Source organism: Klebsiella sp. MISC125, assembly GCF_051131775.1.
GTDB lineage: Bacteria > Pseudomonadota > Gammaproteobacteria > Enterobacterales > Enterobacteriaceae > Klebsiella.
Genome location: NZ_CP180448.1, coordinates 1,030,738 through 1,044,920, shown reverse-complemented (window position 1 = coordinate 1,044,920; position 14,183 = coordinate 1,030,738). Strand labels below are relative to the sequence as shown.

The window sequence follows — 14,183 nt, the reverse complement described above, 5'->3', positions numbered from 1 at the left end:
GAGCAACCGTCGACATTGGTATTTGCTGAACAACGAAAAAACTTTAAAAGGTCTCTTTATGTCAGATGCTCTTACACAGTTAAACAATATCCGTACCTTACGTTCTCAGACTCGTGAAATGTCATTAGATGTACTGGAAGATGTTCTGGAAAAGTTTAAAATTATTCTTATAGAACGACGAGAAGAAGAGACATTACGTCTTGCAAATGAAAGTCAGCGCCGCGATAAACTGGAAACACTTCGTCAGATGATGCTTGATGAGGGTATCGACCCCTCCGAACTTTTAGCTGCTATTGGCTCTCCGGGTAAGGCTAAAAGGACGCGCTCCCCCCGCCCCGCGAAGTATCGATATACTGACGAAACTGGAGAGTCAAAAACATGGTCAGGTCAGGGGCGAATGCCGAAGCGGATCTCAAATCTGATTGCTGAAGGTGGGGAATTAAGAGATTTTGAAATCAGCTAAAAAGAGCCGGGTATAACCCGGCTCTTTTTTGTATAGGCCGCAAGTTGCCTTAGAGAATAGTCGAGAAACATTTAGTTCCGTCGATGTAGCCGAGGAGCTGTTTAAAATCACAGTGCTGCTTAAGGGACAAACCGGTTATCTTGCAGATCGTTACAGCGAGCAAAAAGAGAACCATCAGGAGCTTTCATCCCGTGTCAATCAGGGCAAAATATAACTTCTGTTCTTCGTTAATCCATACTGCATGAGCTTAACAACGTCCGCTCCTGGCACAAAGCAGACCTCCTGAAGTATTGCGAGGCCTGCTATGAGCGAAAGGCAGGCACCCACATAGCGTTAACAGGCGTCCGAAATTTTGAAGTGGGAAAATTACTTAACACGCTTCCCCGTTTCGTCAATGACCTTCTCACCATCCTCTTTGGTAAACGCTCCTTTCTGACTTTCCGGAAGAATATCCAGTACCTCTTCGGAAGGCCGGCACAGACGCGTTCCCAGCGGTGTCATCACTATCGGGCGATTAATCAGGATCGGATGCTGCAGCATAAAGTCGATTAGCTGGTCGTCAGTAAATTTATCTTCGGCAAGTCCCAGTTCTTCATAAGGCTCGACATTTTTACGCAGCAGCGCCCGTACTGTAATCCCCATATCCGCAATAAGTTTGACCAGTTCATCGCGAGACGGTGGATTTTCAAGGTAATGAATAACGGTCGGCTCATTACCACTGTTGCGGATCATCTCAAGCGTGTTACGCGACGTACCGCAGGCCGGGTTGTGATATATGGTGATGTTGCTCATATCAGTATCTCATTACAAAGTGAAAGAGAGACGTAGCGCCAGCGCTGCCAGCGTTACAAACAGCACAGGCAGAGTCATGACGATCCCGGTACGGAAATAATATCCCCATGTGATGGTCATGTTCTTCTGTGAAAGTACATGTAGCCAGAGCAGCGTTGCCAGGCTACCAATAGGTGTAATTTTCGGCCCCAGATCGCAGCCAATCACGTTGGCGTAGATCATCGCCTCTTTAATAACGCCAGTTGCGGCGCTTCCATCGATAGAGAGAGCGCCAACCAGCACGGTAGGCATGTTGTTCATGATGGAAGACAGGAAAGCCGTCAGGAAACCAGTACCCAGCGTCGCGGCCCAGAGTCCTTTATCCGCCAGTACATTCAGCACACCAGAAAGGTATTCGGTTAGCCCGGCGTTGCGCAGACCGTAGACCACCAGATACATCCCCAGCGAGAAAATAACGATCTGCCAGGGTGCCCCACGCAGCACTTTACCGGTGTTAATGGCATGACCTCGTTTAGCCACTGCAAACAGGATCACAGCGCCAACAGCCGCAATCGCGCTAACGGGAATACCCAGCGGCTCAAGGACAAAGAACCCAACCAGCAGAAGAATTAAAACTATCCAGCCGGTTCTGAAGGTTGCCAGATCTTTAATCGCCTTTGCCGGTGCTTTCAGGAGAGCCAGGTCGTAAGTCGGCGGAATATCTTTGCGGAAGAAAAGATGCAGCATAACAAGAGTGGCAGCAATGGCTGCAATATCCACCGGCACCATTACCGACGCATATTCGGTGAAGCCCAGACCAAAGAAGTCCGCCGAGACGATATTCACCAGGTTCGACACGATAAGCGGCAGGCTGGCCGTATCGGCAATAAAACCGGCAGCCATGACGAATGCCAGCGTGGTGCCTTTGCTGAACCCTAATGCCAGCAGCATGGCGATGACTATCGGCGTCAGAATCAGTGCCGCACCATCGTTGGCAAACAGTGCCGCCACCGCCGCACCGAGCAGAACGATATACGTAAAGAGCAAACGTCCACGACCGTTACCCCAGCGGGAAACGTGCAGCGCTGCCCATTCGAAAAAACCGGATTCATCGAGCAGCAGGCTGATAATAATTACGGCAATAAAGGTCGCCGTCGCGTTCCAGACGATATTCCACACCACCGGAATATCCCCCACATGCACAACGCCAGATATCAGAGCCAGTCCCGCGCCCAGCATTGCACTCCAGCCGATCCCTAATCCCTTCGGTTGCCAGATAACCAAAACAATGGTCAGGACAAAAATAGCGCCTGCCAGTAACATAAAACCTCCCGACAGGGCGACTTTGCCGCCCTGTATATGCCAAAAAATTAACTCATCAACTCTCTGAGCTTTTCAATACCGGCGGGCTCTGACGCCAGCACCGGAACAAGCGCTATACGGTCAGCGTGCTGATTCTTAACAGCCTCAATCTGAGGCAGTTCTTGATGAGCGCGCTGGCAAAGCAACGGAGAACGCGTATCCGCAATGGAAAGGCTGTTATTGATAATCCAGCCCCACGGATGAATCCCCGCTCTTTCAAGGTCAGCCTGCAGGTTTGCCGCTTCCAGTACAGGTGTGGTTTCAGGAAGCGTAACAAGCAGGACTTTGGTTCTATCCGGATCCTGAAGCTGCATCATTGGGGTAGTAAAATGACCTTTGCTCCCCATTTTTTTGCCAATCTCTCGGTGGTAAGCCCCGGTCGCATCCAGCAGCAACAGCGTGTGTCCCGTAGGGGCGGTATCCATAATAACAAACCGTTTACCCGCTTCACGAATCACCCGGGAAAAGGCCTGAAACACGGCAATTTCTTCAGTACAGGGAGAACGTAAATCCTCTTCCAGTAGCCGTTTTCGTGCTTCGTCCAGATCTCTCCCCTTCGTCTCCAGGACATGCTGGCGATAACGTTCGGTTTCATCGCGTGGGTTGATGCGGCTGACCTGCAGGTTTTTGAGGCTGCCATTCAGCGTTGTACTCAGGTGCGCAGCAGGATCAGAGGTCGTGAGATGCACGTCAAATCCCATATCCGTCAGCCTGACGGCGATAGCAGCAGCCATCGTGGTTTTACCTACGCCACCTTTGCCCATCAGCATAATCAGGCCGTGCTCACTGCGAGCGATATCCTCGACCAGGCCAGAGAGCGATAAGTTTTCAGGCGTGTACTGGATGTTCGTTACCGGGAGCGGTAATGCCTCAGAGCGGGTATCAAGCAGTCCCTTCAATGCAGACACGCCAACCATATTGACGGGTTGGAGTAATAAGGTATCTGTCGGTAGCCCGGATAAACCGGCAGGAAGATTTGCCAGCGCCTCCTGCTCACGTTGCCATATCGCAGCGGCCAGGGCGTCATATTCAGCTTCGACTTTAGGCAGCACACCATTAATCACCAGGTACTGGTTTTTCAGGCCAATTGCAGCCAGTTCTTCATGGGTGCGGGCAACTTCCTGCAGCGTAGATTTTTGCAGTCGTGCAACCAGAACCAGTCGGGTACGATCAGGATCGGATAACACCTCTACTGCATGAGCATACTGCTCACGCTGCTTTTCCAGCCCGGCCATTGGGCCAAGACAGGAAGCACCATCTGGATTGCTTTCAATGAAGCTACTCCAGGCACCGGGAAGTTGGAGAAGGCGAATCGTGTGGCCCGTCGGCGCTGTATCAAAAATGATGTGATCAAAGCGGGTCAGCAGAGAAGCGTCGGTCAGTAAGCCAGTAAACTCATCGAACGCCGCAATCTCAGTGGTACAGGCTCCTGAAAGCTGTTCGCTGATACTGTTAACAACGTCATTAGGCAGAAGACCTTTGATAGGATCAACGATTCTGGAGCGGTATTGTTGGGCGGCTTCCTGCGGGTCAATCTCCAGAGCAGAAAGCCCAGGAACTGCTGTCACAGGGCGAATGGTGTTACCGATAGCCTGGTCAAATACCTGGCCGATATTCGAGGCAGGATCGGTACTGACTAGCAAAACCCGCTTACCCTGTTCAGCAAGACGGATAGCCGTCGCACAGGAAATAGACGTTTTTCCTACGCCTCCCTTACCGGTAAAAAACAGATAAGGCGGGATGTTCTGTAAGAATTTCATATGTCCTCCTGACATATCAGCAACAGGAAGTATTACCACCACAGCAGCTGGTGGGAGCTAACCCTACCCTCTCTAGCGGTATACCAAACCAGCGAGCTATCTCAGCACGTTTTGGGTATCGCCCTGCCATCACCGTTTCGCCATCCAACAGCAGTAGCGGAAGACCTTCTGCCCCAGATGCTTCTAGGAATGCTTTCGCTTTCTCGTTCTGAACAAAGCTCATAGGCTGCTGTGCCAGATTGTAACGTTCAACCTGTACGCCACGTCCTTTCAGCCACTGCACATCTGCAGAGAAATCAACCAGAACCTGATCGACATCTGAGCCACATACGCCGGTACTGCAGCACATTGCCGGGTCAAACACCGTTAACGTTTTCATTCCAAACACCTCGCATTCGAAAAATCATATATGTTAAGGCAAATTTTTTAGATACAAACAGCCTTACCGCTACCAGAGCAGTTTGCCGATGCCAGCTTACGGGCGATGGCCTGTACGTCGTCCTGTTGGCTTAACCAGGCCTGCTCAATCACCTGAGCAGCCCAGGAAGGAATATGCGGGGATAAGCGGTAGTGAACCCACTTGCCCTGTTTGCGATCCAGCAATAAACCACTTTCCCGAAGCATTGCAAGATGGCGAGAGATTTTGGGCTGTGACTGTTCCAGCGCCGTACAGAGATCGCACACGCACAGCTCTCCCATCTCTCTCAACAGCAACACGATACCCAAGCGGGTTTCATCGGAGAGGTTTTTGAAGAGTTTTAAGGATGTTAGTGACATCTGGCCTCCTGTTCTATTGAAGTTAGGATACTCCCAAAAGGAGCAAAATCAATATTCACATTCGAAAAAACACATGTGTTATTTAGAAGGATTTTTTTGCTAACGATCAATAATTACGGCTAACACACTAAAATCTAGTGAATTAAAGTGTTATACAAAGAAGATGATCTCTCCAAAAGCTTAACGCGAGCTAATATCAAAAAAAATCACTGTCAGTACCTCCATTTTGGAGGTACCAAACTTAAGATTGTGATCCTTTCTTTCCGCTTAACCAGTTGTATTGAAAGAAGCAATTATGAATCCAGATAATCCAATACTACCAATGTAATCCGCATACCACTGCATCATCTCCCGCCGACCTTCCAAATATTGAGCATGATTATACGTTCCACGGATCGAGTTCTTATCGACATGAGCCAGTTGTATCTCAATCCAGGCCGAGTTGAATCCCTGCTCATGCAAAATAGTACTCATCGTGTGGCGGAATCCATGCCCTGTAACGCGCCCGGCATAGCCGATACGCCTTACCAACACAGTTAATGCCATATCACTCATCGGTTTCTTAGGATCATTACGTCCTGGGAACAGCAACGTTCCTGCTCCAGTCATGGGTTTAAGCTGATTAAGCAGGTCAATTGCCTGGCTTGATAACGGAACCAGATGAGGTCGGCGCATTTTCATTCGCTCTGCTGGCACGTTCCAAACCTTCCGCTCAAAATCAAATTCCTGCCACTCCGCTTGCCTCAACTCCCCAGGCCTTACTCCTGTCAGAATAAGTAATTGCATCGCAATCTTAACAAGCACACTACCGGCATAGGTGTTCAGAGTCCGAAGAAACTCTGGCAATTCATCCTGGGTTAAAAAAGCATAGTGCTCTTTCTCATGAGGAGTTACGGCGCTGGCTAGATCAGGTGCTGGATTGTACTCGGCCCTGCCAGTCACAACGGCATACTTCCAGACCTCTCCACAACGCTGGCGAACCTTACGGACCTTCTCAGTTGCTCCTCGAGCTTCTATCTTTGAAAGAACAGCAAGCAACTCCATCGGTTTGATATCTTTGATTGGTCGGTGGCCGATATAAGGAAATACATCCTTCTCAAAGGTTCTCATCATCTCTTCACGATAGGAGACAGACCAGCGATCATAGCGACGCTGATACCACTCGCGAGTGATAGCCTCAAACGAATTTTCAGCGTCTTGTTGACGACTAAGTTTCTCAATTTTCCGTTCAAGAGAAGGATCGTTGCCAGCCGCTAATGTCCTTTTTGCATCCTCACGCTTATTTCTGGCTTCAGCTAAAGAAACATCGGGGTAAACGCCAATAGCGAGCAGCTTCTCTTTACCTAGGGAACGGTATTTGAGACGCCAGTATCTTTTACCGTTGGGATTAACCAGCAGGTAAAGACCACCACCATCAGCCAGTTTGTAGGGCTTATCTTTAGGTTTTGCAGTTTCAACCTGACGAGCAGTCAGCTTCATTGGGGGTACCTCTCAGCAGGGGGTACAATTATACCCCCACCCATACCCCCACATTGAGCTTGACCCAGGGGGAGTACTATTGAGTTCAATAGACTAATAGAATGCTATAACTGCTGATTTATCAAGGAGAAATTGAGTTTGGTAGACTTCAGGGGAGTTGAGTTTGGAGCGGGCGAAGGGAATCGAACCCTCGTATAGAGCTTGGGAAGCTCTCGTTCTACCATTGAACTACGCCCGCAAAGAAGTGCGAGGGCCATTATAGACCTTACGCACTCGCTGACAAGCCCAAACTGCGCTAACTGCCGATAAAATAACCTTTTAGCACTTAGGCTTACTGCCCTGCGGCGGCAAATAGCGCAGCGGGTCGATAGCCGTTGCGCGATAGCGAATCTGGAAATGCAGGCGTACGGAATCAGCATCCGTACTGCCCATAGTGGCGATCTGCTGGCCAATCTTCACGCTCTGACCGTTATTCACCATCAGCTTATCGTTGTGCGCATAGGCGCTGATGTAGTCCTCATTATGTTTAATCATAATCAGGTTACCGTAGCCGCGCAGTTGATTGCCCACGTACACCACTTTGCCCGCACCAGACGCATAAACCGGCTGGCCGCGCTTCCCGGCGATATCAATACCTTTATTACCGCCATCGCTTAATGAATACGGCAACACCACTTTGCCGCTGGTTGGCCAGCGCCAGCAGCGTTGTCCGACCGGAGGCCAGGATGATTGCGGTACCGCCGAGGATGGCGTCACGGCAGCGGTGCGGCTGGCTGATGATTTTTTGCTGGATGATCCCGATTTCGCAGTGGTTCCTGAACTGCTGTTCAGCTTCAGCTTCTGCCCTACTTCAATGGTATAGGGCGGTGAAATATTGTTGAGTCGGGCCAGATCCCTGACGCTGGTACCGGTGGTGCGCGAAATGGCGTATAGCGTGTCGCCGCGCTTCACGGTATACGTGGAACCGGAATCAGATGAACTGGAGCACCCTGCGACGATCAGGCTGCTCACCAACATTATGGTGATAAAAAAACGTTTTCTCATCAGGCGTCCTGCGCTCAACACGAACTCTCACCTCGAAACCAGGGGCGATTATCATACCAGCCCGTAGGACGATCCCCAATCTCAACCCTTCATCCAGAAGTATTAAATGGATATCCCTGGGCGATAATATCCATTAGTGCGGGCAGATAAGACATAGATGGCAATTTCACCAGCGACGGATAGAATATTTGCGGCGAGGGGAATACCTCCACCACGTAGCACTGGCTAAGTTTGTCAGCATCAACTTCGGAAGACGGCAGCAGCGTTGCAGCCTCAAGGCCAGATTCGAGCCAGTCGAGGATCACCCCCGGCTGGGTAATATGCATAATCACCTTCGCATTTACCCCGGACTTACGAAACAGATCCATCAGCATCTCGTAAGTCCCTGAATCCTTTGCCCGATGCAGCAACACCAGCGGCAACGCCGCCAGTGAAGTGTAACTGTACGGATTTGACGGCGGCCCAGACAGGCATTTTTTATTAATCACCGCCACCAGCTTGATCGGGTCAAAAGAGACATAATCAAAGCCTTCGCTGCGATAGGGCCGCTGTATTAACGCCAGGTCGATTGCGCCTTCTGTTAATAATGTCTCAAGATGGCTGGAGTCGGTAACGGAGATATTTATCGATGTTTCAGGGTTACGCCGATATAGCTCCATTAAGAGCGGTTTAAAATAATTCTGATAAAGATGCGTTAAGCCAATTCGCAATTCAGTTCTGTTTTTCTGTGCGATATCCGTTGTTTCACGGGCGGTATCTTCTACCTGGCGCAGTATTTCGCAGCCTTTACGATAAAGAAAAAAGCCGGCTTCAGTCGGTTCAATGCGGTTACCACGACGCACAAAAAGCGATACCTGAAGCTCCTCTTCCAGCTCCTGAATCCGCTTGCTGAGCGGCGGCTGAGCCATATTCAGTGATTTCGCCGCCTGGCTGAAGGAACCGTGCTCCACCACCCGACAAAAGTAACGTAAGCGCTTTAAATCCATCATTGCCACCCATGATTTATCTTCTTATCAGTATCACACTTACGCAGCTAAATAAAAAGCCAGCGCCGCTTCACCTCATATTGATTAATCATCCGTTAACACATTCTTAAAATAAACTTTTTTGATCTACTGAGCCTCCGCTAAACGGTATTTGTTTAAAAGGGCGATGAAAAATATTGTGCCGGTAGCAAAACTGCTTTTCTGAAGGAACATCCCATGGCAAATACTGATAACAAAACAGTACATGATTTACGCTCAGCGCTCGAACTCCTGAAAACCCTTCCCGGCGAATACGTCGAAACCGATACTGAAGTTGACCCGCACGCGGAGCTCTCCGGGGTTTATCGCTACGTTGGCGCAGGCGGCACCTGCCAGCGTCCGACTCGCAAAAACGGCCCGGTGATGGTGTTTAACAAAATCAAAGGATTTCACGATATCAGCGTGGCGATTGGCCTCAACGGCTCCCGCCAGCGCGTCAGCCATTTTCTCCAGTGCGAATCAGCAAAGCTGGGGCATCTGCTTAAAGATTCGGTAGAAAACGCAATAGCGCCGGTGATGGCTCAAGGTCCAGCGGTATGTCAGGAAGTGGTACATCTGGCAAGCGATGCCGATTTCGATCTGCGCAAGCTGCTGCCCGCGCCAACCAACACCGAAGAGGACGCCGGACCGTATATCACCATGGGCCTGTGCTACGCCTCCGACCCGGAAACCCACGAGTCCGACATCACCATCCACCGCCTGTGCGTACAGAGCCGCGACGAACTCTCCATGTGGCTGACGCCGGGCCGCCATATCGACGCCTTCCGCATGAAGGCAGAGGCCGCTGGCCAACCGTTGCCGATTTCGATCAGCATCGGTGTCGATCCGGCCATTGAGATTGCCGCCTGCTTCGAGCCGCCGACCACGCCGCTGGGCTTCAACGAACTGAGCATTGCGGGCGCGCTGCGCGGCAAAGCGGTTGAAATGGTGCAGTGTAAAACCATCAACGAAAAAGCCATCGCCCACGCCGAGATCGTCATTGAAGGCGAACTGCTGCCAAACGTGCGCGTACGTGAAGATCAGAACACCAATACCGGCCGCGCGATGCCGGAATTCCCGGGCTATACCGGCGAAGCCAAAGAGGCTATCCCGGTGATTAAAGTGAAAGCGGTCACCCATCGCATCAACCCTATCTGGCGCACCACCGTCGGGCCGGGCGAAGAACATGTGAATATGGCAGGTATTCCGACGGAAGCCAGCATTCTGGATATGGTGGAACGCGCGATGCCGGGCAAACTGCTGAACGTTTTCGCCCACACCGCTGGCGGCGGCAAACTACTGGCAGTGCTGCAATTTAAAAAATTCTCCCCAGCCGATGAAGGGCGTCAGCGCCAGGCGGCCCTGCTGGCCTTCTCCGCCTTCCCGGAACTGAAGCACGTGATTCTGGTAGATGAAGACGTGGATATTTTCGATAGCGACGACGTACTGTGGGCGATGCAAACCCGCTATCAGGGCGATGTCGACACCATTACCATCCCCGGCGTGCGCTGCCACCCGCTCGACCCATCCCAGGTGCCGGAGTACAGCCCGAGCATCCTGCAACAGGGGATGTCCTGCAAAACCATTTTCGACTGTACGGTACCGTTCCACCTGAAGCACAACTTCCAGCGCTCCAAATTTAAAGACGTGGACGTGAAGCGCTTCCTGCCGGATTTCGAATAAAGGAGACCCCCATGACGGCACGCATCATCATTGGTATCAGCGGAGCATCAGGATTTCAGTACGGTGTGAAGGCGCTGGAGTTACTTCGCCCTCTTCCCGTTGAAGTCCATCTGGTGGTCTCAAAAGGCGCGGAGAAAACCTGCGAACTGGAGACGGATTATCGGCTGGACGAGGTGATGGCGCTGGCTGACGTGGTGCATCCCATTGGCAATCTGGGGGCATCCATCTCCAGCGGTTCATTCAAAACGCTGGGGATGCTGGTCGCCCCTTGCTCAATGCGCTCTTTGGGTGCCATTGCCCACTGTCTAACCGACAACCTGCTCACCCGGGCGGCGGACGTGGTGCTAAAAGAGCGCCGCCGTCTGGTGCTGCTGGCCCGCGAAACGCCGCTCAACCTCGGTCATATTCGCAATATGCTGGCGGTGACGGAAATGGGCGGGATTGTGTTCCCACCGGTTCCGGCGCTTTATCAACGCCCGCAAACGGCAGACGACATCATCACCCATAGCGTTAATCGCGCGCTCGACCTGTTTGACCTTGAGGTCAACAACATCCCTCGCTGGGGCGAGGGCGAGCTAAGTTTTAATTAACAGGAAATTATTCAATGTTAATCGGCCCATATGTAAATGGAGCCGCCGTGATTATTGGCGGACTTATTGGCGCAGCGGCGGGCGGTAAGCTCCCCGATCGCGTAAAAACGGCGCTGCCGATGACCTTCGGCCTGTGCTCCGTCGGTCTTGGCATTACGTTGGTTTTGAAAGTGAAATATATGCCCGCCGTGGTGCTGGCGATGGTGATCGGCGCAATTCTCGGCGAACTGCTGCATCTGGAAAAGGGCATCGGTAAAGCGGCAGGCTCAACGCGTGGCTTTATCAATAAAGTGCTTCCCCCGGTGCAGGGCCTGAGCCACGAAGAGTTCACTGAGAAATTTGTCGCTATCCTGGTACTGTTTTGCGCCAGCGGCACCGGCATTTTCGGGGCGATGACGGAAGGGATGAGCGGCGACCCGTCAATCTTGTACATCAAAACGATTCTCGATCTGTTCACCGCCGGGATCTTCGCCACGCTGCTGGGTTACGCGGTGATGACTATCGCTATCCCGCAGGTCATTATTCAGGTGGCGTTAGCGATGCTGGCGGTGGTTATCCTGCCGATGATCTCGCCTGAAATGATGGCGGATTTCTCCTGCGCAGGCGGGCTGCTGATGGTAGCGACAGGATTGCGTATCTGTAACATCAAGCTGTTCCCGGTCGCCAATATGCTGCCCGGACTGGTTCTGGTGATGCCATTCTCCCATTTATGGGCGACGCTGGTTGCCTGATAGAATCTATCGTCGCGTATCATAATGATTTGATTAAGCTCATAATGATACGCGGCGCGCGGCTTTTTTTCTCCCTCCCCTCCCCATACCGGCCACAACTTTTAACGTCATCACAGTTCCTTGACTTACCCACCGTAATTTCCGCTTCTGGCGTAATTCTTGCCTGTTTTAGGTATTGGCTTGCGAGCCAAATCTTCATTTCAGGGGGACGACTATGGAATCGCGAGAAGCGACCGTTACCGGTGAGTCATGTATGCGCGTGGATGCCATTGCCAAGGTGACCGGGCGGGCCAGATACACCGATGATTACGTGATGGCAGGCATGTGTTATGCCAAATATGTTCGCAGCCCCATCGCGCATGGCTTTGCCAACAGCATCAATTGCGACGATGCCAAAAATGTGCCCGGCGTGCTGGCGGTATTTACCTGGGAAGATGTACCGGATATTGCGTTTGCCACCGCAGGCCACGCCTGGACGCTGGAGGCGGGTAAACGCGACGCCGCCGACCGCTATCTGCTGACCCGTCACGTCCGTCATCACGGTGACGCGGTGGCAATTGTGGTGGCCAGGGACGAACTGACCGCCGAGAAAGCGGCGCTGCTGGTTAAGGTCGACTGGCAGCCATTGCCGGTGATAACCACCCCGGAGGCCGCGCTGGCTGAAGGAGCCGTCGAAATCCATCCCGGCGGCAATCTGCTCAAACAGAGTGAAATGGCCGCCGGAGACGTTGCCGGGGCGATTGAAACCGCAGACCTGCAGATTCAGGGGCACTATCAAACGCCGGTCATCCAGCATTGTCATATGGAGACCGTCACCTCATTTGCCTGGATGGAAGAGGATTCCCGCATCTCCATCGTCACCAGCACCCAGATCCCCCACATCGTGCGCCGAGTCGTCGGTCAGGCGCTCGGCATTCCGTGGTCCTGCGTGCGGGTTATTAAGCCCTATGTCGGCGGTGGTTTTGGCAATAAACAGGATGTGTTAGAAGAGCCTATGGCGGCCTTCCTGACCAGCAAGCTCGGCGGCATTCCGGTGAAGGTCTCGCTCAGCCGCGAAGAGTGCTTTCTCGCCTCCCGCACGCGACATGCGTTTACCATCGACGGACGGATGGGCATCAATCGCGACGGCATCTTAAAAGGCTACAGTCTCGACGTGCTGTCTAACACCGGGGCGTATGCTTCGCACGGCCACTCCATCGCCTCGGCGGGCGGCAACAAAGTGGCGTATCTCTATCCACGCAGCGCCTACGGGTACCGCTCCACCACCTGCTATACCAACCTGCCCTCGGCGGGCGCGATGCGCGGATACGGCGCGCCGCAGGTCGTCTTTGCGGTGGAAGCAATGATCGATGATGCCGCTACCGCGTTGGGGCTGGACCCGATAGATGTCCGCTTACTCAACGTCGCCCGCGAAGGGGACGCCAACCCGCTCACCGGCAAAATTATCTACAGCGCCGGGCTGCCGGAGTGCCTGCAAAAAGGCCGCGAGCTGTTTGAATGGGATAAACGCCGCGCTGAATATCAGAATCAGCAGGGCGATATCCGTCGCGGCGTCGGCGTCGCCTGCTTTAGCTATACCTCCAACACCTGGCCGGTCGGCGTTGAAATTGCCGGGGTTCGCCTGCTGATGAATCAGGACGGGACGATCAACGTCCAGAGCGGCGCGACGGAAATTGGTCAGGGAGCCGATACCGTGTTTGCGCAGATGGTGGCGGAAACCGTCGGCGTCCCGGTGAGCAATGTCCACGTGATTTCGACCCAGGATACCGATGTCACCCCGTTCGATCCCGGCGCGTTTGCTTCGCGGCAAAGCTATACCACCGCGCCCGCCCTGCGCAAAGCGGCGCTGGAATTGAAAGAAAAAATCCTCACTCACGCTGCCGTCATGCTGCATCAGTCGGCCATGAGCCTGACGCTTATCGGCGGCAATATCGTCCTTATCGATCGCCCCACACGCCCGCTGCTGTCGTTGAAAGACCTGGCCATGGACGCGTTTTATCATCCGGAACGCGGCGGTCAGCTGTCGGCGGAAAGCTCGGTGAAAACCACCACCAATCCCCCAGCCTTCGGCTGCACGTTTGTTGACCTGAGCGTCGATCTTGCCCTGTGTAAAGTCACGATTAACCGGATCCTTAACGTCCACGACTCTGGTCATATTTTGAATCCACAGCTGGCGGAAGGCCAGGTGCACGGCGGAATGGGGATGGGCATCGGCTGGTCGCTGTTTGAAGAGATGATTATCGATGCCGACAGCGGCGTGGTGCGTAATCCCAACCTGCTGGATTACAAAATGCCGACCATGCTCGATCTCCCGGAACTGGAGAGCGCGTTCGTTGAAACGCTGGAGCCGCAATCCGCCTACGGGCATAAATCGCTCGGCGAGCCGCCGATTATTCCCATTGCCGCCGCCATTCGTAACGCGGTCAAAATGGCGACGGGCGTCGCTGTCGATACGCTGCCGCTGACGCCAAAACGGCTGTTCGAGGCGTTTCACGAAGCGGGTTTGATTAAAGGATAAG

At 52.8% G+C, this 14,183-nt stretch carries 13 protein-coding genes, 1 tRNA gene and 1 pseudogene; 6 read left to right on the top strand and 9 right to left on the bottom strand.

All coding sequences use genetic code 11. The features are described from left to right. Positions 1 to 58: 58 nt before the first annotated feature. Both ACMYSL_RS04990 and ACMYSL_RS04985 read left to right on the top strand, forming a co-directional pair. Positions 59 to 463: an H-NS family histone-like protein gene (locus ACMYSL_RS04990; RefSeq protein WP_171016419.1), complete on the top strand. Its 405-nt coding sequence runs from the start codon at positions 59 to 61 to the stop codon at positions 461 to 463. A gap of 52 nt (positions 464 to 515) precedes the next feature. Continuing rightward, positions 516 to 677: pseudogene (locus ACMYSL_RS04985) on the top strand (arsenical resistance protein ArsH); the annotation flags it as partial. Positions 678 to 829: 152 nt separating this feature from the next. On the opposite strand, the gene arsC reads toward ACMYSL_RS04985, so the two are convergent. From arsC to ACMYSL_RS04940, 9 genes are all read right to left on the bottom strand, one after another. Continuing rightward, a complete protein-coding gene (gene arsC, locus ACMYSL_RS04980) occupies positions 830 to 1,255 on the bottom strand; it encodes a glutaredoxin-dependent arsenate reductase (RefSeq protein ID WP_138110039.1) in 426 nt (141 codons plus the stop codon). Between the two features lie 12 nt (positions 1,256 to 1,267). After that, positions 1,268 to 2,557 (bottom strand): arsenite efflux transporter membrane subunit ArsB, encoded by a 1,290-nt coding sequence (gene arsB / locus ACMYSL_RS04975; protein ID WP_138110038.1) that lies wholly within the window; start codon positions 2,555 to 2,557, stop codon positions 1,268 to 1,270. Between the two features lie 47 nt (positions 2,558 to 2,604). Continuing rightward, positions 2,605 to 4,356: an arsenite efflux transporter ATPase subunit ArsA gene (gene arsA / locus ACMYSL_RS04970; RefSeq protein ID WP_138110037.1), complete on the bottom strand. Its 1,752-nt coding sequence runs from the start codon at positions 4,354 to 4,356 to the stop codon at positions 2,605 to 2,607. 16 nt (positions 4,357 to 4,372) lie between these two features. Beyond that, positions 4,373 to 4,735: an arsenite efflux transporter metallochaperone ArsD gene (gene arsD / locus ACMYSL_RS04965; protein WP_047660533.1), complete on the bottom strand. Its 363-nt coding sequence runs from the start codon at positions 4,733 to 4,735 to the stop codon at positions 4,373 to 4,375. A gap of 47 nt (positions 4,736 to 4,782) precedes the next feature. Continuing rightward, positions 4,783 to 5,133 (bottom strand): As(III)-sensing metalloregulatory transcriptional repressor ArsR, encoded by a 351-nt coding sequence (arsR, locus tag ACMYSL_RS04960; protein ID WP_138110036.1) that lies wholly within the window; start codon positions 5,131 to 5,133, stop codon positions 4,783 to 4,785. Between the two features lie 267 nt (positions 5,134 to 5,400). Continuing rightward, complete coding sequence (locus tag ACMYSL_RS04955) at positions 5,401 to 6,612, bottom strand: tyrosine-type recombinase/integrase (protein ID WP_138110035.1); 1,212 nt, start codon at positions 6,610 to 6,612, stop codon at positions 5,401 to 5,403. Positions 6,613 to 6,776: 164 nt separating this feature from the next. Further along, positions 6,777 to 6,850: transfer RNA gene (locus ACMYSL_RS04950), tRNA-Gly, on the bottom strand. 80 nt (positions 6,851 to 6,930) lie between these two features. Next, positions 6,931 to 7,656 carry an amidase activator ActS gene (gene actS / locus ACMYSL_RS04945; RefSeq protein ID WP_110276670.1) on the bottom strand — a complete coding sequence of 242 codons (726 nt, stop codon included), beginning with the start codon at positions 7,654 to 7,656 and terminating at the stop codon, positions 6,931 to 6,933. 89 nt (positions 7,657 to 7,745) lie between these two features. Continuing rightward, positions 7,746 to 8,642 (bottom strand): LysR family transcriptional regulator, encoded by an 897-nt coding sequence (locus ACMYSL_RS04940; RefSeq protein WP_434663946.1) that lies wholly within the window; start codon positions 8,640 to 8,642, stop codon positions 7,746 to 7,748. 216 nt (positions 8,643 to 8,858) lie between these two features. Between ACMYSL_RS04940 and ACMYSL_RS04935 the strand changes: the two genes are divergently transcribed. From ACMYSL_RS04935 to xdhA, 4 genes are all read left to right on the top strand, one after another. Beyond that, positions 8,859 to 10,343: a UbiD family decarboxylase gene (locus tag ACMYSL_RS04935; protein WP_434661600.1), complete on the top strand. Its 1,485-nt coding sequence runs from the start codon at positions 8,859 to 8,861 to the stop codon at positions 10,341 to 10,343. Positions 10,344 to 10,354: 11 nt separating this feature from the next. Next, positions 10,355 to 10,933, top strand: a complete 579-nt coding sequence (locus tag ACMYSL_RS04930; RefSeq protein ID WP_182234806.1) for a UbiX family flavin prenyltransferase — start codon at positions 10,355 to 10,357, stop codon at positions 10,931 to 10,933. Positions 10,934 to 10,947: 14 nt separating this feature from the next. Next, a complete protein-coding gene (locus ACMYSL_RS04925; RefSeq protein ID WP_304253469.1) occupies positions 10,948 to 11,664 on the top strand; it encodes a DUF554 domain-containing protein in 717 nt (238 codons plus the stop codon). 214 nt (positions 11,665 to 11,878) lie between these two features. Continuing rightward, the gene (gene xdhA, locus ACMYSL_RS04920) at positions 11,879 to 14,182 is read left to right on the top strand and encodes a xanthine dehydrogenase molybdenum-binding subunit XdhA (protein WP_434661598.1); all 2,304 of its coding nucleotides are present in this window, start codon (positions 11,879 to 11,881) and stop codon (positions 14,180 to 14,182) included. The last annotated feature ends 1 nt before the right edge of the window (position 14,183 follow it).